We start from the raw sequence: 22313 nt of genomic DNA on the forward strand, positions 1-22313 counted from the left end.
AATTAGTATGAATTGAAGGTGATACTATGAATAATCCTTCACAAAATAAGCGGCCCCATGTGGTCATTATCGGTGCAGGTTTCGGCGGGATTAAAGCAGCGCAGTCTTTGGCGGATGCGCCAGTAGATGTTACTTTGATTGATCGTCATAACTACCATTTGTTTCAGCCTCTATTATATCAAGTAGCTACAGCTGGTTTGGCCCCTGACGATGTGGCAAAGCCTGTAAGGGCTATTTTACGGGGACAAAAGAATTTGATTTTCTGCATGGCTGAAGTGCAGGGGATTGACTGGGATCATAAAGTGGTAAAGACCGATTCTCGTGATTTTTCCTATGATTATTTGATTCTTGCGGTCGGCGGCGAGACCAATCATTTTGGCATGAAGAACGTGGCCGAGAAATCGTTTGGCTTAAAAACAGTCAATGAAGCGATTGAAATTCGTAACCACATCTTGTCAATGTTTGAACTGGCTGAACATGAACGGGATTTGGAAAAACGGCGGGCCATGCTCACCTTTGCGATTGTTGGCGGTGGTCCTACAGGCGTGGAATGCGCTGGCGCTTTATCAGAGTTGGTACATCATGTACTTGTGAAAGAATACACCAATGTTAACTTCAAAGAGGTCCGCATTATGCTGATTCAAGCAGTAGACCATTTACTGCCAGGTATGCCTGCGGATTTAAGCGAGGTAACAGCAAAAATACTTTGGGATAAAAAAGTAGATGTTCGTTTTGCGGCACAGGTCATTGATGTAGAAGGCGATAAGATTCTGTTAAAAGGCGGCGAAGTGATTCCTAGCAGAACCTTGATTTGGGCAGCTGGGATTCGTTCCGCAGCTCTGCTTGATCAACTAACGATTGAGCAAGGGGCGCAAAAGCGGGCTGTAGTTAATGAAAAACTACAGATACCAGGCCATGAAGAAGCTTTTGTGATTGGTGATGCGGCTGCGTTTATTCAAGATGGCGCACCTTTGCCGACAATTGCCACTGTGGCCATTCAGCAAGGCGTTGTTGTGGCGACAAATATTAAAAATTTGTTGGCAGACCGAGAACTGGTAACTTTTCGTTATAAAGATCCTGGTACTATGGCTACGATTGGTCGCAATGCCGCTGTGGTCAAAATTGGCAACTTTAAAACATCAGGCTTCTTTGCTTGGTTTTTGTGGCTTTTTGTTCATATTATGGCGCTGATGGGCTTTCGAAATCGCGTTTTTGTTTTCTTTAAGTGGGCTTGGGATTATGTTTTTTATGACCGAGCTGTGCGGATTATTACAAAAACGTAACTATACACTAGGAGGCAGGCGTGAATAACGCCTGCTTATTTTTTTTAATGTATGAAAAATTGTCACTGTGTTATTAAGCAGAACGCAGGAACTTTGCCTGGGTTAAGGCGAAATAAAGAGTATATCAGCCGTTTTTGTATTATATTAATAGTTAAAGCTATATGGATCGAAGTGGTAAGGAGAGATACCTGTGAACATGAGTGAAGAAGATGACCTACATCATATACCTTTGAAAACTTTGAGCGAAGTTATTGCAATGACCTCGCAGGAAATGGCTACCGCTTCGCCTTTCGTCGCCTGTCATATGAAGTATTTAATGAGCCAGGCTGAATCCATTGCCGATACCGCTCTTAAAAAACAGACTTTGCAGCTTTTAGAAAATCCTGCACCAACTTTTATGGTAAAGTTGAGTCGAACTGTTGAACAAGCAAAAATTACGGATCGTCTAGTTTCGGCGGGACTCTATGACAAAAATTCCAGCGGAACAGGGAAAAATCTGCCGTTGTTTCCGCCAGCAAAAGATTATCGAGTTGCACCTCAGCCTTTTTCCAGCGCTCCCGGCAGCGGTTACTTTCGCCATCATGCCTATCCTGGCGGATTGGCTGTTCATACTTCAGTCAATTTACGCTCGGCTTTAGCTCTTTCGGCTATTTATGAAGAGAGTTACGCTGTATCGACGAATCAAGATATTTTGATTGCGGCGCAGATAGCCCATGATTGTCAAAAACCTTGGGTATTGCAATGGTTGGAAAATGGACGGATTTTTCCTCAGGCTACGCTAGCTTTTACAGGCAGTCATCATGTCTTTGGTCTAGCAGAAACGATGACGCGCAATTTTCCGTCGGAAGTGATTATTGCGCAGGCTTGTGCCCATAATCACTTGGCGGCAAAGGAAGCGGAGGCGCTTATTGTCGGTTGGCTGCGGGCAGCAGCGATTCTTGCTGGTAAAGATCCTGTAAAAGAAAAATATCTTGAGCCGAGCGGACGAATTTTGAATCGGCCCAGACGGCTAGAAAACTGCATGACTCATTTGGGAGATCATAATTGGGTGGTTAGTTTACCAGCCAGCCAGTGGAGCAGTCCGCTGTTAGAAAGACTAGCAGTGCAGGAATATCGTTTCAGCGACAGTGATCTAAAAGGTAGACCTTTTTATCAATTAAGAAACTATATTTTTTCACAAGTGACAACTCTGTTGTTTTACGATACTTATGCGCAGGAAGGCATGAATGGCTTACGGCGCTTAGTACGACGTTTTGTAAAGCCCGAATGAGAAAAGGCCCTCGTTTGCCGTAACGAATCCTGCGGCATTTGAGGGCCTTTTCTCATTTGTTTCTTGTGAACTTATTTTAAAACGGCGCCCGTGTTCGCAGAGGTTACTAGGCGAGCGTAGCGGCTTAGATAGCCTGTTTTTACTTTCGGTTCAGGTTTTTTCCAGTCAGCGCGGCGTTTTTCCAGTTCCTCTGGAGCAATTTTAAGATCAAGTTGACGATTGGGGATATCAATATGAATCGTATCGCCTTCTTGAATTAGTGCGATCGGGCCTCCCTCCATAGCTTCTGGCGAGATATGACCAATGCAAGCGCCTTGGGTCGCACCGCTGAAGCGCCCATCAGTGAGCAGGGCTACGTTTAAGCCCATACCGGTAATCACTGCTGTTGGATTTAGCATCTCTCTCATACCAGGGCCGCCTTTAGGACCTTCGTAACGAATTACGACAACATTACCATCAGTAACTTTTCCGCCCATAATCGCTTCAATCGCGGCTTCTTCTGAATCATATACTTTGGCTGTACCATTAAATACCAGCATAGACTCTTTTACGGCGCTTTCTTTGACGACAGCGCCATCGGGTGCTAAATTGCCTTGTAAAATAGCAATTCCGCCGCGTTGACGGTAGGGAGTTTCGATGGAGCGGATGACATCAGGTCTGATAATAGCACTTTGGGTAATACGGTCGCCAATGGTGCCAGCGACAGTCTGACAGTCTTGGTGAATGACACCTGCTTTAGCAAGTTCACCAAGGACAGCGTTTATTCCACCAGCTTCATTCAAGTCGACCATATGATGGGCGCCGCTAGGACTTAATTTTGTAATATAAGGTGTTTTGGCGCTGATTTCATCAAATAATTCTAAGGGGAGCGTTAAACCTGCTTCATGGGCAATCGCGGTTAAATGTAACACCGTATTAGAAGATCCGCCAATACCCATATCGACAGCAATCGCATTTTCAAAGGCTTCTTTAGTGAGGATTTGTCGCGGTAGTAGCTGTTCTTTTACTAAATCAAGAATGATATGCCCCGCTTGTTTGGCTAAAGCGCGGCGGGCGCCAAAATAAGCGGCGGGAATAGTGCCATTGCCGGGAAGACCCATGCCGAGCACTTCTGTTAAACAGTTCATGGTGTTTGCCGTAAAGAGACCGGCGCAGGATCCACAGCCAGGACAAGCGGCTTTCTCAATATTTTGTAATTCTTCCTTGTCGATTTGTCCAGAGGCAAATTTACCTGCTGCTTCAAAGACCGTGCTGACACTAATATCGCGGCCTTCATAGCGACCAGGCAGCATGGGGCCGCCACTGACGACAATGGCCGGAATATTGATGCGGGCTGCGGCCATAAGCATGCCAGGAACAATTTTATCGCAGTTGGGGATCAGTACTAGACCGTCAAATTTATGGCCGATTGCCATCGCTTCAATGCTGTCTGCTACAAGTTCCCGCGAGGCTAAAGGAAATTTCATTCCTTCATGGCCCATGGCAATCCCATCGCAGATTCCGATCGCCGGAAACTCTACTGGCGTACCGCCAGCCGCTAAAATACCATATTTTACAGCCTCCGTAATTGTATCAAGGTGCATATGCCCTGGGATAATCTCATTTTTGGCGTTTACAACACCAATTAATGGTTTTTTAAGATCATCATCGGTATATCCCATAGCATAAAAGAGTGAGCGGTGCGCAGCTCTCGTCGGACCAATTTTCACTTCATCGCTTAACATAAGTAATCCTCCTTAACCAAACAATTCAATATGTTGAAATAAAAACAGTGTAAAGTTGTACATTTCGCTCTGGCGGCAGATATTCCTCTTTTGTTTATGAAAAAAGAAAAAGCTTTTATAATCAGCAGGACTTAGCTGAAAAAATGGCGAAATTTACTAGATTAAATTAATGCAAGGAAAGCGAGCAAATTATGTCTAAAGACACGAGTCTCAGGCAATTTATCCGATTCCATTCTGACCCGATGCTGGTCGTCGATTCAGAACAGAAAGTCTTTTTTATCAATAAAGCGGCTAAAAAAAGGTTGAATTTTTCGTCAACCTTACAACTAGGACAAGTTTTTCCTTATGAACTCAAGTCAGGAAATGTTGTGCCTGTAGACGCTGATCAATCGGGAAAGATTTTTTGGATGGAGCTTTCTGTTGCCCAGGCTTTATACGAAGAAAAGATGCTGTCCATAGTAACTTTTCGCGATGTGACAAAACAGTATGTGCAACGTGAGAAAATTCTTAAATTAACTCGGGCTGTGGAACAGAGTCCGGTTACTGTTGTTATTACTGATAGAGAGGGAAATATTGAATATGTCAATCCTCGCTTTACGCAAATTACTGGCTACACTTTTGCGGAGGTTTACGGCAAAAACCCTCGTATCTTAAAATCGGGGGAACAGCCAGCGGATTTCTATCAGGAACTTTGGAACACGCTGTTGGCTGAAAAGGAATGGCGCGGTGAATTTCAGAATAAGCGTAAAGATGGCAGCTTTTATTGGGAATATGCGCTCATTGTACCTATTCGCAATTCTTCGGGTGCAGTAACCCACTATTTGGCGGTGAAGGAAGATGTTACGACACAGAAACGACAGCAAGAGGAATTATATCTTGCGCACGAAGAGTTGGAACGGATTTTCAATTCAGCAGCTGACGCTATGTGCGTAGTTTCCTCGGATGCTACGATTTTGCGGATTAATAATGCTTTTATGGAATATTTTCAAATTGCCAGGGAAGAGTCCGTTGGCAAAAAAGACTATGAAGTTTTTAACAACGCTTTTTGCTGGATGGATTCCTATAGACCTTTGCCAATGGCTGATGGCTCCTATCATAGCGAAAGAGATGTCGATATTCAGCGGCGCGATGGGCAATGGCGGTCTTTTATTGTTTCGACAACTCCTTTTTTTGATGCAACAGGCGAGCTTGCTGGTACGATTAAAAATTTTAAGGATATTACCGAACGCAAACGATCAGAAGAGTCTTTAAAAAAGGATTTTTTGTTGGCGAGTCGAATACAAAGAGAAAGTCTACCCGTTCCGATTCAAAATCATCGCGTCAGCATGGATATGATTTATGCGCCGTTAAATCATGTAAGTGGTGATTTTTTTGGCTATTCTTATGATCCGATAGATGATACGTTGAATGGCTGTGTGCTCGATGTAATGGGCCACGGTTTAGCGACGGCGCTGCAAACGATGGCAATTCGCGTTTTGTTTGAGCAGACTAGAGAAAGAAAAGGCTCGCTTGCCAGTAAGATGGCTTGGTTAAATCAGGCAATTACCCCTTACCTTGCGGAGGATACTTTTGCTGCAGCTATTATTTTTGAATTTGATTTTAAAGCGCAAAAACTGACCTATGTTTCTTGTGGGATTCATTATTTTCTCATGAAGCAAACAGGAAAAGCTGCTAAAATGCACCGCGTTTCCGGTGCTTTCTTAGGTCTCTTAGAAGATACGGTTTTTGAGGAAGAGCAGCAAAAGATTCAGGCAGGCGAACAATATTACTTTTTTACTGATGGGATTTACGATTTGTGGCAGGACGATTTATCGCAAGAAGCGACTTTTGCTGATGTGATGGCCCGACTGCAAAACCTGGCTTACTCAGAGGAACGGACTGATGATGCAACTGTTGTAGCGATCGAAGTGCTAAGTTGCGATGAGACAAGCCGTTCTGAGAATTAAAGGAGGAGTAAAGATGGTACAAAATGTAACTGTAGTAAATAATGAAGTCCAAGTGAGTTTGTCTGGAAAAATTTATGTAGAGGAAGCCGCGACACTTAGACAGAATCTCATAGATTACATTGAAAAAGGCCATAAAGATTTTGTAATTAATATGGCTCAAGTTGATTATATTGACAGCTCTGGATTAGGTGTGTTAGTAGCAATTCAAAAACGGGCTCTGCAAAATGGCGGCGGCGTAGTAATTAAAGATCTACAGGGAATCGTCAAAGAATTGTTTGAATTGACCCGCTTAACAAAAGTTTTTACGGTAATTTGATCAGGCTGTTAAAAGCAGCAATTTAATTTTAACTAGGAACTTGCTGTGTAGCCTGCAGCAAGTTTTTTTATTTTGGAGAAAACTATTGATGAGGTGATTGAAATGGCACAGGAAAATTATACGGATGAAGGGTTGGCTCTGATCCAGGAAACGCAGCAAATTACGGCATTAGCCCATCACCAGGAAGTGACGACAAGGCATTTGCTGTTAGCTTTGGTAAAAGCAGAACCGGAGTGGCTAGATTATGTTTTAAAAAGTTTGGCCGTTAAAAAGCGCGATCTTGTTCGCGGCGCAGAACGACTTGTTGGACAAATTCCCGCTGTTCGTGGGGCGGAAAGCGCTTTGCGGCTGGGGACTGACATGGTTCGCGTCAGCGCTAAGGCGCAGCAGCTGGCCCAATCTTTTCATGAAGACCAGATAGCGTCGACACATTTGTTTTTAGCGTTACTTAACGAAGGTGAGCAGGAAGTCGTTGCACTTTGTCGGTCTTTAGGACTTGACTATGGTCGCGTACAACAGCAGCTTGATAGCTATCAACAAGAACAAGGTGAAGGCAGTGGTGAATATAAACTGCTATTAAAATATGGGCGGGATTTGACGAAACTAGCTAAAGACGGCAAAATTGATCCTGTGATTGGTCGTGATGAAGAAATTCGCCGCGTTATGGAAATTCTGTCGCGCCGCATGAAGAATAATCCAGTATTAATTGGTGAGCCTGGTGTTGGGAAGACCGCCATCGTTGAAGGGCTAGCGAGACGGATTGTAGCCGGAGATGTACCGGAGAATTTGAAAGACAAGCTGCTTTATTCGCTTGATTTAGGTTCCCTTGTTGCTGGCGCTAAGTATCGCGGTGAGTTTGAGGAACGATTGAAGAAAGTTTTAAATGAAATTGTTCATTCCGAGGGACAGATTATTTTATTTATTGATGAGATGCACACGCTAATCGGCGCTGGCGCCGCGGAAGGCGCTATGGACGCCGGAAATTTATTAAAGCCGATGTTGGCTCGCGGTGAATTGCATTGTATTGGGGCGACAACGCTGAATGAATATAGACAGCATATTGAAAAGGATGCTGCTTTTGAACGACGGTTTCAGCCAGTTCTTGTTGCCGAGCCGTCGGTAGATGATACGATATCTATTTTGCGCGGTCTCAAAGAACGTTATGAAGTGCATCATGGCGTTAGAATTAAAGATGCTGCTCTAGTAGCGGCTGCGATGATGGCTGAGAGGTATATTTCCGATCGCTTTTTACCGGATAAAGCCATTGATTTAGTCGATGAAGCAGCAGCGAAGCTGCGGACGGAAATTGATTCTATGCCAGCGGAGCTTGACGAAGTGTCACGCCGAACATTGCAACTTCAGATTGAAGAGCAGGCACTGAAAAAAGAGACCGATCTTGCGTCAAAAGAGCGACTGGCAGTGATTCAAAAAGAATTGCAACAACTAGAAAGTGCATCGGCTAGCCTAAGAGAACAGTGGCAGAATGAAAAAAGCGGAATTGTGAAATTGCGTGCGATTAAGGCGGAATTTGATAAGGTTCGCACGGAGATGGAAGCGGCGGAACGGGCCTATGACTTAAATAAATTAGCCGAACTAAAATATGGGCGTCTGCCAGAGTTGGAAAAGAATCTTGCAGTTCAGGAAGAGGCTTTGCGCAGTGCTGCGGCGCAGTCGGTCCTCTTAAAGGAAGAAGTTGACGAAGACGATATTGCTAAAATAGTGAGTCGGTGGACGGGAATCCCCGTACAGCGCATGCTTACAGGCGACAGACAAAAATTGCTGCATCTTGCTGATATTATGCATGAACGGGTCATTGGGCAGGAAGAAGCTGTGACAGCTGTAGCAGAATCGGTAATCAGGGCAAGAGCTGGACTGAAAGACCCAGGCAGACCGATTGGATCCTTTATTTTTCTGGGGCCTACCGGGGTTGGTAAAACAGAACTTGCTAAGACTTTGGCGGAAGTCCTCTTCGATGACGAGCGCAATTTAATCCGGTTAGATATGAGTGAATATATGGAGAAACATACGGTAGCTAGATTGATTGGGGCTCCTCCTGGCTATATTGGCTATGAAGAAGGCGGCCAACTGACGGAAGTAGTACGCCGTAAGCCTTACAGTGTTATTTTACTTGATGAAATTGAGAAAGCTCATTTTGATGTTTTTAATATTTTACTACAAATCTTAGATGACGGACGCTTGACAGACAGTAAGGGGCGTACTGTAGATTTTAAAAATACGATTATTATTATGACGTCAAACTTGGGATCGTCTGAAATTTTGGCGAAGGATTTTGATGAGGCGAAACAGGCCGTTGCGGCTCTATTGCAAAAATATTTCCGACCAGAATTTCTAAACCGAATTGATGATACGATTGTGTTTAAGGGATTGACCAAACCAGAAGTTGGTAAGATTGCTGGACTATTGCTGGAAAAGCTCAAGGAGAGGTTGCAAGAGCAACGGCAGCTTGAGCTGAAATGGGATGACTCTGTGACAGCCTATTTAGCGGATCATGGCTATGATGCTCAATTTGGCGCTCGGCCGCTCCGCCGCTTTATTACGAAAACGGTAGAAACCAAGCTGAGTCAACTCCTGATTGCCGAAGACATTGCAGCCGAAAGCACAATTTTTATGCATGCTGCTGCCACGATTGAATTTACTGTTACACCAAAAAATAAATAAAAAGATTTTGGTTTGATTAGACCAAGAGGCTGTTGCAAATAAGTTTATGCAACAGCCTCTTTTTGTAGCAAAGCATTTTTTTATGGCATAGTTTATTTTATCAAGGCAAGATGGCGCGACAAGGCGGTTCGTGCAAAGGAGATGAGCTTAATGTGCGGAATTACCGGTTGGGTCGATTGGCAGAGACCTGCTCCAGAGCAGGAAAGACTGCTATTAGCGATGATGGATACTTTGGCAGTGCGGGGACCTGATGCAGCAGGTTTTTATGTGAAAGGTCATGCGGCTTTGGGGCATCGGCGCTTAAGCGTCGTTGATTTGGTCGGTGGCGCCCAACCTATGATTTGTCGACGAGGCGAAGCGGAATATGCGATTACTTATAATGGTGAGCTCTATAATACGCTGGAAATAAAACGTGAACTTGAGGCGAAAGGCCATAGCTTTATGAGCCACAGTGATACAGAAGTGCTGCTCCATGCCTACATAGAATGGCGGGAGGGCTGTCTTGAAAAATTTAACGGCATTTTTGCTTTTGCTATTTGGGATGACCAAGCACAGGAATTATTTATTGCTCGTGATCGAATTGGCGTAAAACCTTTTTTTTATGCATTAAATGATAAGAGGCTGCTCTTTGCTTCAGAAGTCAAAGCACTTTTGCAGCATCCCGACGTTGCGCCGCGCGTTGGTAAAGTGGGGCTTGCTGAAATTTTACTTATGGGGCCTGCTAGAACGCCAGGCCAAGGTATTTATGAAGGCATTAGCGAGTTGAAACCAGGCTTTTGCGGGCGCTTTAGTCAAAACGGGTTAGAGGTGTATCCCTACTGGCAACTGATTTCGGCAAGACATGAAGATACTTTTGCTGAAACGACGGTAAAAGTACGGGAACTTGTCACCGATGCGGTAATTCGTCAGCTTGTTGCGGATGTTCCTGTTTGTGCTTTTTTGTCAGGAGGTCTTGATTCTAGTGCGCTCACTGCGATTGCTGCGGAAAAGTATCGTCAAGAAAAGCGAGTTTTAGGTACCTATTCGGTCGATTATATTGATAACGAGCAGTTTTTTACCGCGAATGATTTTCAGCCTAACAGCGACGCTCCTTGGGTAGAAAAAATGCAACGCTTTGTACAGACAGACCACCACAAGGTTCTGCTTTCGAATGAAGAGTTAGCCAGTACGTTGGGGCCTGCCACGATAGCTCGGGATTTCCCGGGAATGGCTGATGTTGATACATCGCTGTATTTGTTTTGCCGTGAAATTAGAAAAGGGGCCACAGTGGCTTTGTCTGGTGAGTGCGCTGATGAAATTTTTGGGGGTTATCCTTGGTTTCAGCGGCCTGATATGATTGAAGCAGCTACATTTCCTTGGGCGAATCATCTTGACTATCGCGCTGCTTTTTTAAAACCGGAGATTCGCGACTACTTAGAACCGGAAAAATATGTGCAGGATCGCTATGAAGAAGCTTTGGCTGAAGTTTCCACTTTGGCGGGCGAGGAACGCTATGGTGCTAGAATGCGGGAAATTTTCTATCTTAGTTTAACGCGGTTTATGCCTACCCTGCTTGATCGTAAAGATCGGATGAGTATGGCCTTTGGGTTAGAGGTGCGGGTTCCTTACTGTGATCATCGAATTGTTGAGTATGTCTGGAATGTTCCTTGGCAAATGAAATATCATCAAAAACGTGAGAAGGGACTGCTGCGACAGGCTTTGCAAGGGATTTTGCCTGATGATGTACTTTGGCGGCGCAAGAGCCCCTATCCTAAAACCCATCATCCTGGGTACTATCAATTAGTCAGAGATCAGTTACTTTCGCTGCTAAAAGATCCGCTCTGTCCGCTTCATCAATTGATTGATAGTGAAAAACTTTTTGCCTATGCTGCTCAAAATGAAACAGGTCCGGGCGTTCCCTGGTTTGGTCAATTGATGACAAAAGCGCAGTTGTTTGCTTATTTTTTACAAGTCTATACGTGGTTGGCCCATTATCAGGTAAAAATTGTGTAAAGAAAGTAAGATCAAAGGAATTAATGCTAGGCAGCAAGACAGCTTTCCTGTATTATTAAGGATAATACAGGAAAGCTGTCGTTTTTTATTCGGTCCGATGGCGGCGGACGGGTATGCTTTAGATTTGAATTTTGGGGGATGGATTTAGCAATGATCCAAAAAGAAGAAGAGCTCCGTCGTTTATTAGCAGAGCTTAGCGGAACGGTCGCTGGCCCGGAACTGCTGCAGCAAATGCTTGACGCGATGAGCCAGGGCGTATTGTTGTTAAATAGTGAACGCAAGGTATTACTATATAATCGTCAATTCGTTCGCATGCTGCGCTTTAAAGCGTCAGAGGTTTATGTTGGACAGGAATATGAGAGTTTATTGTCGCTCTGGTGTCGGCGTAGTAACCAACCGGAAGAATTGCTCCAGAAAAATCTTTTATCTATCAGTAAGAAAAAGTCATACGAAATAGAATACAGCTGGCAAGATTCGCTCGCTAAGCTGCGTTGGCTTTACGTGGAAAACCGTCCGCTTGCCAGTGGCGCTATTTTACGCACTTATACCGATATAACGAAAATGAAGCGTGATGAACAGATCCTCAAAGAAAGTGAAACAAGTTTTCGTAGTATCTTTGAAGTTGCGCCATTTCCTGTAGCTGTTATTAGTCAATCAGGAAAAATTTTGCACGGTAATAAATGTTTTATGGATTTTTACGAGTTGCAGGAAGACGATTTAGAACAGCTCTATCCATTAGACTTTTTTTTGGACAGCTCGGTGCGGCGACGCCTGCTTCATAACCTTACGATAGAAGGGGCTGTCGATGGCTTTGAAGCCCAAATTCGCACTTTTCGTACACAACTGGTACGATGGGTAATGATTGCCGCAAGACCGCTTTCTGTACTAGGACAGTCTTGTTTACTTACCATGCAAATTGATTTAACAGAAAGAAAGCGTTTGGAAGAAGACTTGCGGCGCTTAGCGACAAGCGACGGTTTGACTGGATTAAATAATCGTCGTTACTTTTTGGAAATTGCCGAGCGGGTTTTTCAGCAGGCGAGCCGCTATCAAGAACAATTGGCAGTGCTTGTATTAGATATTGACCATTTTAAAGGCATCAATGATACCTATGGACATCAATCTGGCGATATTGTTCTGCAAGAGCTGGCGCAGTGTTTAAGCCAAATCCTGCGCGAGGTAGATGTAATCGGTCGTATTGGCGGGGAAGAATTTGCTGTGTTGTTGCCGCAGACAGATAGTAAAGGCGCACTCTCTCTAGCAGAAAGAATGCGCCAAGCCGTGGAAGCCTATTGTTTTCATTTACCTGATGGGCAAATCATCAAAGTGACAATTAGTATTGGTTTTACACTTTTTTATATTAATGACAAGGATTTTGACCAGGTGTTGCGTCGGGCTGACGAAGGTCTCTATCTGGCGAAAAAATCAGGACGAAATCAAGTACAGCAAGGACCTGATCCTAGTGCCGCCAATTAAGCAAAGAGAACGAGCAGCAGCATTTTAAAGTTTTTGTCAGCCTGCAGACCGTGTGGTGTATTCGCTGGCATTAAAATAGACTCACCGGCTTTTACTTGATGGGTTACGTCGCCAATTGTGATTGAGGCCTCTCCGTCTAATAAATAGACAAAAGCATCGCCTGGCGAGGAATGCGTGCTAATGCTTTCTCCCTGTGAGAAAGCAAAAAGGGTCATTGTTAGAAACTCTTTTTGGACAAGGGTTAGACTGACAACGCGGCCAGCTTGGTATTCGACTAAGTCGGCAAAAGTGTTAATTTTACTTGCTTCTATGTTTTTAAAGAAACCTTGGTTCATGTGAATTCCTCCTATATGTTGATCTAAGATGATTGTAAAATATAAACTTCCCTTCGAATGTGATCCTTATCACAAAAGTGGGAAGTTTTTTTGTACCAGCAATTACCTATGACGGTTTTTCATTTTTTCTTTATAATAGGCTTAGTAAGTTAACATAATTATAAACTTACTGAAAGGATGATGTCTATTGCGTAAAAATGTATACTTAGGGTTGTTGGGTTTGCTGCTTGTTGTGCTACTAGGAGGCTGTACACCGCAGATTCTAACGCCGCGGGTGCCGGGACTGGCGCCGGAAGATACGGTCAAGGCTTTTTTTAATGCGGTTCAGGCAAATCATCTTGCTGATGCCAGTCAGTATGTTTCTCCTGAGTTTTTGCCCAAAGCAAATGATGGTGAAAATGGCAATGAAATCATTGCTGATCTTAAGGGTCAGAAGCTGATTCATGTCAAAGAAGCGGCTAGTCAGGGAAACTACTGCGTTGTTGTTGCGACGTTGCAGGGACAAGATAGTTTTGCTGTAAAAGTAAAGCCAGTTGGTTTGGAAAAAATCAATGGCGAATGGTATCTTGTCGATATAAACAAAATCTATCAAAGTGCGAAATATGAATTACTCCTTAAAATGCTGTTTAGCTTGTAACAAAAAAGGTAGGAGCCTCTTTGCGAGGCGTCCTACCTTTTTTATGAAGTTTAATCAGCGGAACGGTTGCTCCAAAAACCGGCCAAAGCGGAACCGGTAAGATTATGCCATACGCTGAAAATCGCGCCGGGAATTGCTGCTGACGGGTCGAGATGAACTAGGGCCAAGGCTACAGCTAGTCCTGAGTTTTCCATGCCAATTTCAAAGGTGATGGCTCTTGATTTTTTTTCAGTAAGGCCAACTGTTTTGGAAGCGCCGTATCCTAAGGCTAAGCCAAAAGCGTTGTGCAGTGCTACAGCTAAAAAAGCAACACCAGCTACAGCGGCTAACTTCGTTGCGTTTAAGGCGATGACGATAGCAATGACTAATATAATGACAACAACAGAAACAACTGGGACGATTTTCATAATCTTATCAACAAAGGCGGAAGCCACCATACGAAGTCCTACGCCAATTGCTACAGGTACAAGAACAATTTTCAAAATATCAAGGAGTAGAGCTTCCGCTTTAATGGGAATCAAAGTTCCGGCTAGCATAAGAAAAATATAAGGCGTCAAAAAAGGAGCAAGAATGGTATTGACGCTGGATACCGTAACAGAAAGGGCCGTATCTCCCTTAGCCAAAAAGGTCATAACGTTAGAGGCAGTGCCGCTTGGACAGCAGCCAACCAGAATAATACCAGCAGCCAAGGCTGGCGGTAGATCAAGAAGTTTACCGACAGCAAAGCCAACAAAAGGCATAATCAGATAACGAAAGCCTACGCCATAAAGTACGTCTTTGGGGCGGGTCAATACGAGCTTGAAATCATCAATAGACATTGTAAGTCCCATACCAAGCATAATGATACCGAGCAGATAAGAAATGTAAGGAGCTAGGGGCTTTAGTGGCTCAGGGGAGAAAAAAGCATAGAGAGAGAAAATGATGACCCAGAGTGGAAAAAGTTTTGTAATGAGTTTCGCAATCTTTTCTAATACAACCATATTAGCCTCCTTCATAAAGATATTCTAATTACAATTATACATCTAAAGATCTTTTCCTCTTTCCGTTTTAGTTAATTTTAAAATTATTATTTGGCAAAATTTCGGCAATGGACACAGAATGCCTTTCATTGCGCTATGAAAATCTTTATGCTACACTTTTCTTAAATAGAAGGCATAAGGAGAGACGTTTTGTGCGAGTAGGAATTCTTGTTGTTTTATTTACAGCAGTTTATATTTTTTCTCATTTGCCAGTATTTGCTTTCGGTTTTATCGACTGGTCCCTGTTAGCGATTATTTGGGGCGTTGCCTTGTTTTTTTATGCGTTGCAGCGGGGAATGAAAAATATGGCTCGACTGCTGGAGGCGAACCGTTGGTTGCTGGCTCTTTTGCGTCTGCTGGGATTTCGCGTAAATGGCGAAGGCCCAGTGATTGATATTTCCTATTATAAAAAGCCTTTAGCTTTGGGAAAAATGAAAGGATTTGCTATAGCTGGCATAATTCTTATCGGGATCGGCGTAGTAAACTTATTTATTCTCCCCTTTCTTACAAGTAATCCCTTGCTGTTTAATCAAGCTTACCGCAATCTGTTAGGACCTGTGACAGAAAGTTCCTTTACGGCTGATGTAGCGCCGATTGCTTTATCGCAGATTCGGATTGTTGATAGTGAGTCGGCCCGTAAACTAGCGGAAAAGAAAATTGGCGAAGTACCTGCTTTAGGCAGTGAAGTACAGCTAGGCGAATTAGTATTGCAAAAAATTCAAGACAAGCTGTACTATGCCGCACCGCTCGAACATCGCGGTTTTTTTCAGTGGTTGAGCAATCATCAACTTGGCAGTAAAGGCTATGTTCTGGTGTCGGCGACAAACCCTCAAGATGTGCGTCTAATACAAAATGTTGATGGCGATGAGGTTCATATTAAAGTGCAACCGCAGGGGTTTTTGTGGGATTATCTGCCGCGTTATCTTTATTTTCATGGTTTCTATAATGTAGGAATGACCGACTTTTCTTTTGAAATCGATGATAATTATCACCCATACTGGGTTGTTACGCTATATAAGAATAAAGTCGGATTTTCCGGTCCAGACGCAGTCGGGGTGGCTGTTGTCGATGCCGAAAGTGGTGAAATTTCTAGTTATTCTTTAGAAAATGCGCCGCAATGGATTGACCGTGTGCAGCCAGGTAATTTAATCTATAAGCAGATTGCTGATTGGGGCGAGTATATTAATGGCTTTTGGAATGCTCTCTTTACGAAGGCGGGAACCTTAAAGCCAGCTGGTGACACAGTACATTTGATTTATGGCGAAGACGGCAGTGTGTATTGGTATACAGGCATCACTTCTTCCGGTAAGGATCAAAGCACCGTTGGTTTTGTTCTCGTGAATTCGCGGACGAAAGAAGCTAAATGGTATAAAGTTGCCGGCGCGACGGAGGAAGGGGCCAAGAAGTCGGCAGAGGGGCAGGTACAGGAAAAAGGGTATCGCTCAGCCAATCCGATTCTCTACAATATTTATGGCGTACCAACTTATATTGCTTCGCTAAAAGATAAAGAAGGGCTACTAAAGGCTGTTTCTTTTGTATCGGTAGAAAACTATAATCTTGTCGGGGTTGGACCTGATGTGGAAACCGGGCTTAGAAACTATCGCCAAATGCTCGCTAGCCAGGGGAATCAATTCATTCCTGGTAGTGAAAACCACGATATTTGGCTAAATGGAAAAGTATTGCGAGTAAACTCTGTTGTCAAAGGCGGCGAATCTTATACCTACTTTATGATAGAAGGCGACCCGCGCGTATTTGCTGGTACAGCTCAGATTTCCCCGCGCTTGCCGCTGTTGCAGGCTGGTGATACTGTGAAAGTTGGTTTTTTAGACAATCAAGAGTCTATGATTATGATACGAGAGTTTACTCCTTCCTTTTAAATTCTTTGCTGACGGAATTCTTGTATATTTTTTTAGAACATGTTATACTTTTGTAGTAAATTAATAGTTAAAATGTAAAATAAATAAGTATAAAGTCAATGATGACTTCCTTTGTTTGTACAGGGGAAGTCTTTTTAATCGGCGCAGCTAGGTGTAAGATCCGGTTTTGCCGAAATACTCAATTGATAATGATGGGGGAGCGGTGACACATGAAAGAAGAAGGTATTATTAAAACAGCAGATACGCTAGATAGGCTGATGACACTGGATATTAGCGCCAGAGGTATTATTGGCAAGCTGTATGAAGCGGCGCGAGAAAAAGCTGGAGAACCTTTGACATTAGCAGCTGCTAAATTCTTACAAACGCACGTTAAACCAAAGGATTTCGTTATGATTGCGACAGGATTTATTGATCAGCCTGTGGCAGCTCCCGGATTTGCTGAATCTGATGGACCTGCTGGCGCAGTTGCTCTAGCCAAGGCTGTTCGTACGGTTTTAAATGGGTTGCCAATTATTTTAGTTGACGAATGTTCAGTAGAGCAGGTTAAGCAGGTTGCTCAGGCGGCAGGCTTTCATTGTCTTGCACCAGAACAACTTGTGCATTCTGTGGAACGACAGAAACTGATGACTGTAGCTGTTTTGCCTTTCCCATTAGGGGAGGAAGCTGGTAAAGTAAAAGCAACAGAACTTTTGGATACTTACAAACCGGCAGCTTGTATTGCCATTGAACGTGGCGGTATGAATGAACAAGGCAAGGGTCATAACATGATTGGTTTTGATACTGGCTCTACCATGGCGTTTCTTGATCTTTTATTTGCCCAAGCGTATGACCGCTCTATTCCTACTATGGGAATTGGTGATGGCGGGAACGAGATCGGTATGGGAAATATTAAGGCGGCTGTACAGCAGCATGTCCCTTATGGCACGCAGTGCCAGTGCGGTTGCGGCGGCGGGATCGCGGCAGCTACGCCAGTGAGTCTCTTAGTTACTGCAGCAATTTCTAACTGGGGCGCCTATGCCATCTGCGATATGCTTTCTGTATTGGCTGACGCGCCAAAAGGACTGTGCCAACCGGAACAGGAACAGCGCGTCATTGAAGCAGGCGCCGCAGTAGGTTTGCATGATGCTATTTATGGATCGGTTGCCCCGAGCGTAGATGGTTGCTATGTAGATGTTCATCATGCGATTGTTCGGATGATGCAAGAAGTTGTAGCACAGGCACAGATGCGTTATTAATAGTTTCTCAACGTATGCAAGAGCGAATAAGGCTAAAGGAGCTTGATAATTATGGAAGATTATGCACAAATGAGTCCGCAAGCTGTCAGAGCACTGATTCGGAAAAATCAGCTAGTCATTCCCACTGCGGGAATGGCGAAGGGGTATAATCAGGCTAATTTGGCGATTTTGCCGAAAGAGCTGGCTTTTGACTTTTTACTATTTTGTCAGAGAAATCCCAAGCCCTGCCCAATTCTTGACGTGACGGAAGTGGGGTCTTCAATTCCTCGTTTGGTAGCGCCTGATGGTGACATTATGACTGATATTCCTAAGTATCGGGTCTATAAAAAAGGCATTTTGGTTGATGAGCCGTTGGACCTCAAAGAATATTGGCGCGACGATCTTGTGGCTTTTCTGATCGGTTGCAGTTTTTCTTTTGAATCCGCCCTGCTTGATGCTGGCGTACCTGTACGTCATATTGAAGAAAATTGCAATGTACCTATGTACATTACCAATGTGGAATGTACGCCAGCTGGCGTTTTCTCTGGTCCGACAGTTATGTCGATGCGGCCAATTCCTGAATCACTTGTCGTTAAAGCTGTTCAAGTGACCTCTCGTTTTCCTTCAGTTCATGGCGCGCCGCTTCACATTGGTTCACCTGAAAGCATTGGTATTAAAGATATTAACAAGCCTGATTTTGGCGATGCTGTTCCTATCAGGCCAGGTGAAGTTCCTGTATTTTGGGCTTGTGGTGTCACGCCGCAGGCAGTAGGGATGAAAGTCAAGCCAGATCTGATGATTACGCATGCTCCTGGCCATATGTTTATTACCAATAAAAAAGATGTTGATTATGCGGTTTTGTAAGAAAAATAAAATTTTTGTCAAATCCTACGAAAGTCCGAGGAAAATCCTATGAAAAGGCTCTGCGAAAAGCAGGCCTTTTTTTAGTGTTTAGCGAACCATATAGAAATGGCTTTTATTTTTAGGCAAGAACGGGATTATGTACCTTGGATGTGGAGGCTTATGAAGGAGGGAGATATTTTTGTCTTCAATGGAACAAAAAACGTTTCACTTTTGTCCCTTTTGCGGTGAAACGCTCAATATTTCCGCAACATGTCGATTTTGTCCCTACTGTGGAAAACGTCTAAAAGAAAAGGTACCCAAAACAAGAAAAAGAACAAAGGAAGATACAGGTGTCGCCGATAAGGCGGAAGCCCCGGTTATGCAAACGTCGCCTGCGACTGATATAGTTGAAGTGCTAGATACTTTAGCCGTTTCGGCGAAGATAGCTAAAGTGGTAGAGGCTTCCGCAACTGTAGAGCCGGTTGATAAAGTAGTAGAGGCTCCCATAGTTGCAGAGAAGACAGCTAAAGCGGCAGAAGCTCCAGTAGCTCCAGTGGCTGCAGCAAAGGTTGCTAAAGCGGTAGCGACTCCCCTAGTTGTAGAGAAGACGGCTAAAGCGGCAGAAGCTCCTGCAGTAACGACCGATATGCTTGCCAGAGCAAAGGGCAGCATACAAGAACCTTCTAAGCGTGCTGAACTTGCCGCTGCTGTTCAACCTGTGGCTGATGAATGTACCCTTGTTTTGAAATATTGTCCCGATAAAGAGAAATTATTGCGTAAATTAGAGTTGTTGTTGCGACGCGACCGATTTGCTATACGTCTTGCTGTTGATATGGCTCCAGCTGTGCTGATGTATAAAAACAAACTGGAAGATGTATTACCTGTAGCTGACGCCTGTCGTGAAGTGGGGGCTTTAACTGCTGTAGTTATTGGTCCTTTTTCTTTGCAAAGCGATTTTCCCCCAGCGGCGCTTGCCTATTTAAGTGAAGAAGAACATGCTATGGTAAAGAAAGCGCCTGCTGCTTTATGGGCTGGCGAGCAAATTTCTCACTTTGCCGGTGCTGTGGATAATAGTGGTGAGCAAGGAATTTTAGCTTTGTCAGAACAAAATTTGATTTTCTTTGCCTTTCCTCAAAATGATTTTATATTGCGCATGATTGCTTTAGAAACTCTTGATACGGCGCAACTAGTAGAGCGACCTGAAGGGATGCGCCTTGTAATTCGTCAAAAACGTAAAAATACCGAAGAAGTATATGAACCAATCCATACGAAAGCTTTTCTTGCTTTAGACAAGGCACTACAGGCTATTTTGCAACGGGCTAATTATTTAAAATAAAAACAGGCTGCCCTAGATAGGTTTATCCTATTTTCGAGCAGCCTGTTTTTATTATTATTCTCTCGGAGCGCCAAAAGTCAGATTCGGTTCGATGAAGTCAGGCGGTGCAATGGTTATGTATTCAGTTTGACCATTATTGCGGACCTGAAAGCTTAATGTTCCATGTTTTTGTTTATCGGCATCGAGAACTACTACTTGAAAATTAATCAGTGCGCCTTTTTCTGTGGTAATTTCCACACGGCCTTTTCCTTTTCCTGGAGCTATAAGCGGCTGGGTCTGTTCTTGGCGCTTCGTATCGCCAATACCCCAAGTCAAGTTTACGGCGGCGGCTTTACCAAAATCACTACTATCCTTTGTTAAATAAGTTGTGTTCCAAAAAACATCAGCTTGGTCAACTTTTACATCAATGCGCATCGTGGCTGTTGGCGCTGCTTCGGCAAAGGTTGTTGTCGGTATAGACAGCAAGGCAAAGCAGGCAAGAAATACCGATAAAATAGCTTGAGTCAGTAACTTCATAGTAAACCTCCATCAACATGATTTTATAGTTCTAGTAATTCGGGTCAAAACGAGGAAAACCCTTTTTATGGCTTGGTCGGAGCGGGGGACGCTGGAGCAGTTGCATCAGATGGCCCTACTGGCAAGTCTTTGTCGTCTATAGGATATGTAAGCTCATAAAGAAAGGGATGCGGCACAGGACGATTTTTCGTTCGATCATAGGCAGGATAGAATTGCCACTGTTTTATGGCGGCTTTAGCCGCTTCATCAAGTTCTTTGATGCCTGATGAGGTTTGTATTGCTACGTAGGTCGGTTGACCTGTTTCAGAAATCATGATGATGAGTTTCATTTTAAAGGCGGGCAGTTCCGCAAGCTTTTTTTCGGGATAGCGGGGATTTACAATTGTCTTGAGACGGGGAGGCGTGATTACCCGTTGCTCAATCGTGAGATCGCGAATTGGCGCCTTCGGCGGCGTTTTTTCAAACGCAACGGTAGCGGATTCTTGAGGTGGCTGCGGCGGTGGTGGGGCGCTAGGCGCTTCTGGCACGGGCTTTGCTGATTCTAATGGTGAATCAGAAGCGTCATCAGGGGTGTCTGATGGCGCGATATCCATTTCTAAGGCTGACTGTTTTGTTGTATCGACAATTTGTAGTTCCTGTTCCGCTGAATCATCAGGTAAAAAAAACAAGCAAAAGAGAATCAGGTGAAACATGAGCGAGAAGAATAGAGCCTTATGCCAGGGCGATAAAGAATGGAGGAAATTTTTCATTTTTTACCCTCGGTAGCAAAGGACACTTTTTTTACGCCGATCTGTTTGAGTTCGTCAAGCAGGGCGATGACGCGGCCGTACTCTACGGCTTGATCAGCTCGCAAAATAAAGGGGGCGTCAGGATGCAGCATTAATTCACGGCCAACCGCTTCCGACAAGGCTTTTTCAGCGATTTCTTGTTTATTAAGATGGATTTTTCCAGTGGCATCGATTACGATGATGACAGGCTGATCAGGTATTTGCTTGGCCGCTGTTGCTGCCGCTGGCAGCGTAATTGGGATCATTCTTTGCTCATTCATGTATAAGGTACTCATCATAAAGAAGACTAAGAGAAAGAAAATAATATCAATCATGGGGATGATCATGAGGCGCGGGCTTCGTTCAATTCGTAAATTACGCAGTTTCATGGAGATTCCCCTTATTGGCAGCATCCACAATGAGCGAAGCAATTTCTTCAGTATCAGTAATCAATTGATCAAGTTGCTGCGCAAAGAAACTATGAGCGATCAAAGCGATAATCGCAATACATAGACCTGTGGCTGTGGCGATCAACGCTTCGCCGACGCCGCCGCTGATGGCCGCTGTTTGGCCGCTTTGAATGGTAAGGACGCTGAAGGTATTAATCATGCCTGTTACTGTGCCGAGAAGCCCCAAGAGCGGCGACAAGGTAACGATCAGATCTAGGTAGTTTAGACGATTACGCAACTTAGCGGCCCAGTGCGCCGCGCTACTTTCTAAAGAATGTTCAAGACCTTCTGGTTTAGCGCCAACGGCAAGATAAGAAAGTCCTGCGGCTGCTACCAACGAAGGAACTCCCGAGAAAGCCTTACAGGTATCCTGCGCTCTTAGCCAATCACCTGCCGCTAAGAGCGGAGTGAGCACTTCGGTAAACTTCGGCATAGCTGTCTTGGCCTGGCGATAGAAAAACAGGCGTTCGATTACAATGGCTAGCAAGAAAACAGAACAAAAAAGCAGGGGAATCATAACGATTCCGCCTTTTTCCAACATGAGAAAAAATTGTTGCATGGGGTCACCTCATTACAGAATTTAGATTCGTTTATTTCCCATACTTTCTGGATGGATTACAAAAATCCTGCTTTG

The 22313-nt window shown here is 44.1% G+C and carries 19 protein-coding genes; 12 read left to right on the forward strand and 7 right to left on the reverse strand.

The genetic code is table 11. The annotated features are described in order from the left end of the window. Positions 1–26: 26 nt before the first annotated feature. Together AC0MXB_RS01120 and AC0MXB_RS01125 are read left to right on the forward strand one after the other, a co-directional pair. Positions 27–1283 (forward strand): NAD(P)/FAD-dependent oxidoreductase, encoded by a 1257-nt coding sequence (locus tag AC0MXB_RS01120; RefSeq protein WP_474037622.1) that lies wholly within the window; start codon positions 27–29, stop codon positions 1281–1283. A 190-nt stretch (positions 1284–1473) separates the two neighbouring features. Then, positions 1474–2553, forward strand: a complete 1080-nt coding sequence (locus AC0MXB_RS01125; protein WP_474037624.1) for a TAT (twin-arginine translocation) pathway signal sequence — start codon at positions 1474–1476, stop codon at positions 2551–2553. A gap of 71 nt (positions 2554–2624) precedes the next feature. On the opposite strand, the gene ilvD is transcribed toward AC0MXB_RS01125, so the two are convergent. Then, complete coding sequence (ilvD, locus tag AC0MXB_RS01130; protein WP_474037625.1) at positions 2625–4277, reverse strand: dihydroxy-acid dehydratase; 1653 nt, start codon at positions 4275–4277, stop codon at positions 2625–2627. A 191-nt stretch (positions 4278–4468) separates the two neighbouring features. Here ilvD and AC0MXB_RS01135 point away from each other — a divergent pair, with 191 nt between their 5' ends. The 5 genes from AC0MXB_RS01135 to AC0MXB_RS01155 all read left to right on the forward strand — a co-directional run bounded on the left by AC0MXB_RS01135 (position 4469) and on the right by AC0MXB_RS01155 (position 12686). Beyond that, positions 4469–6223 (forward strand): SpoIIE family protein phosphatase, encoded by a 1755-nt coding sequence (locus AC0MXB_RS01135; protein WP_474037627.1) that lies wholly within the window; start codon positions 4469–4471, stop codon positions 6221–6223. 13 nt (positions 6224–6236) lie between these two features. After that, positions 6237–6539 (forward strand): STAS domain-containing protein, encoded by a 303-nt coding sequence (locus AC0MXB_RS01140; RefSeq protein ID WP_474037628.1) that lies wholly within the window; start codon positions 6237–6239, stop codon positions 6537–6539. A gap of 102 nt (positions 6540–6641) precedes the next feature. Next, the gene (clpB, locus tag AC0MXB_RS01145; protein ID WP_474037629.1) at positions 6642–9218 is read left to right on the forward strand and encodes an ATP-dependent chaperone ClpB; all 2577 of its coding nucleotides are present in this window, start codon (positions 6642–6644) and stop codon (positions 9216–9218) included. 150 nt (positions 9219–9368) lie between these two features. After that, positions 9369–11210 carry an asparagine synthase (glutamine-hydrolyzing) gene (asnB, locus tag AC0MXB_RS01150; protein WP_474037630.1) on the forward strand — a complete coding sequence of 614 codons (1842 nt, stop codon included), beginning with the start codon at positions 9369–9371 and terminating at the stop codon, positions 11208–11210. A 150-nt stretch (positions 11211–11360) separates the two neighbouring features. After that, entirely contained in the window at positions 11361–12686 is a 1326-nt protein-coding gene (locus tag AC0MXB_RS01155) for a sensor domain-containing diguanylate cyclase (protein WP_474037631.1), read from the forward strand. Here the strand turns inward: AC0MXB_RS01155 and AC0MXB_RS01160 are convergent. Continuing rightward, a complete protein-coding gene (locus tag AC0MXB_RS01160; RefSeq protein WP_474037632.1) occupies positions 12683–13021 on the reverse strand; it encodes a cupin domain-containing protein in 339 nt (112 codons plus the stop codon). The genes AC0MXB_RS01155 and AC0MXB_RS01160 overlap by 4 nt on opposite strands. A 187-nt stretch (positions 13022–13208) precedes the next feature. Here AC0MXB_RS01160 and AC0MXB_RS01165 point away from each other — a divergent pair, with 187 nt between their 5' ends. Continuing rightward, positions 13209–13658: a nuclear transport factor 2 family protein gene (locus AC0MXB_RS01165; protein ID WP_474037633.1), complete on the forward strand. Its 450-nt coding sequence runs from the start codon at positions 13209–13211 to the stop codon at positions 13656–13658. 50 nt (positions 13659–13708) lie between these two features. Here AC0MXB_RS01165 and AC0MXB_RS01170 read toward each other — a convergent pair whose 3' ends face one another. Next, positions 13709–14638, reverse strand: coding sequence for a bile acid:sodium symporter family protein (locus AC0MXB_RS01170; RefSeq protein WP_474037634.1), 930 nt, complete (start codon positions 14636–14638; stop codon positions 13709–13711). A 191-nt stretch (positions 14639–14829) separates the two neighbouring features. Between AC0MXB_RS01170 and AC0MXB_RS01175 the strand changes: the two genes are divergently transcribed. The 4 genes from AC0MXB_RS01175 to AC0MXB_RS01190 all read left to right on the forward strand — a co-directional run bounded on the left by AC0MXB_RS01175 (position 14830) and on the right by AC0MXB_RS01190 (position 19947). Continuing rightward, the gene (locus AC0MXB_RS01175; protein ID WP_474037635.1) at positions 14830–16554 is read left to right on the forward strand and encodes a hypothetical protein; all 1725 of its coding nucleotides are present in this window, start codon (positions 14830–14832) and stop codon (positions 16552–16554) included. A 209-nt stretch (positions 16555–16763) separates the two neighbouring features. Continuing rightward, positions 16764–17789, forward strand: a complete 1026-nt coding sequence (locus AC0MXB_RS01180; protein WP_474037636.1) for a glutamate cyclase domain-containing protein — start codon at positions 16764–16766, stop codon at positions 17787–17789. A 51-nt stretch (positions 17790–17840) separates the two neighbouring features. Further along, on the forward strand, positions 17841–18632 hold the full coding sequence (locus AC0MXB_RS01185) for a putative hydro-lyase (RefSeq protein ID WP_474037638.1): 792 nt from the start codon (positions 17841–17843) through the stop codon (positions 18630–18632). A 178-nt stretch (positions 18633–18810) separates the two neighbouring features. Beyond that, positions 18811–19947 (forward strand): zinc ribbon domain-containing protein, encoded by a 1137-nt coding sequence (locus AC0MXB_RS01190; RefSeq protein WP_474037639.1) that lies wholly within the window; start codon positions 18811–18813, stop codon positions 19945–19947. A 54-nt stretch (positions 19948–20001) separates the two neighbouring features. Here the strand turns inward: AC0MXB_RS01190 and AC0MXB_RS01195 are convergent, their stop codons facing one another. From AC0MXB_RS01195 to AC0MXB_RS01210, 4 genes are all read right to left on the reverse strand, one after another. Beyond that, positions 20002–20463 carry a hypothetical protein gene (locus AC0MXB_RS01195; protein ID WP_474037640.1) on the reverse strand — a complete coding sequence of 154 codons (462 nt, stop codon included), beginning with the start codon at positions 20461–20463 and terminating at the stop codon, positions 20002–20004. 65 nt (positions 20464–20528) lie between these two features. Next, a complete protein-coding gene (locus AC0MXB_RS01200) occupies positions 20529–21212 on the reverse strand; it encodes an energy transducer TonB (protein WP_474037641.1) in 684 nt (227 codons plus the stop codon). After that, positions 21209–21619: an ExbD/TolR family protein gene (locus AC0MXB_RS01205; protein WP_474037642.1), complete on the reverse strand. Its 411-nt coding sequence runs from the start codon at positions 21617–21619 to the stop codon at positions 21209–21211. The genes AC0MXB_RS01200 and AC0MXB_RS01205 overlap by 4 nt, the downstream gene beginning before the upstream one ends. Further along, the gene (locus tag AC0MXB_RS01210; RefSeq protein WP_474037644.1) at positions 21606–22238 is read right to left on the reverse strand and encodes a MotA/TolQ/ExbB proton channel family protein; all 633 of its coding nucleotides are present in this window, start codon (positions 22236–22238) and stop codon (positions 21606–21608) included. Before AC0MXB_RS01210 ends, AC0MXB_RS01205 begins: the two co-directional genes overlap by 14 nt. Between the last annotated feature and the right edge of the window lie 75 nt (positions 22239–22313).

Source organism: Pelorhabdus sp. sgz311001 (assembly GCF_055901755.1).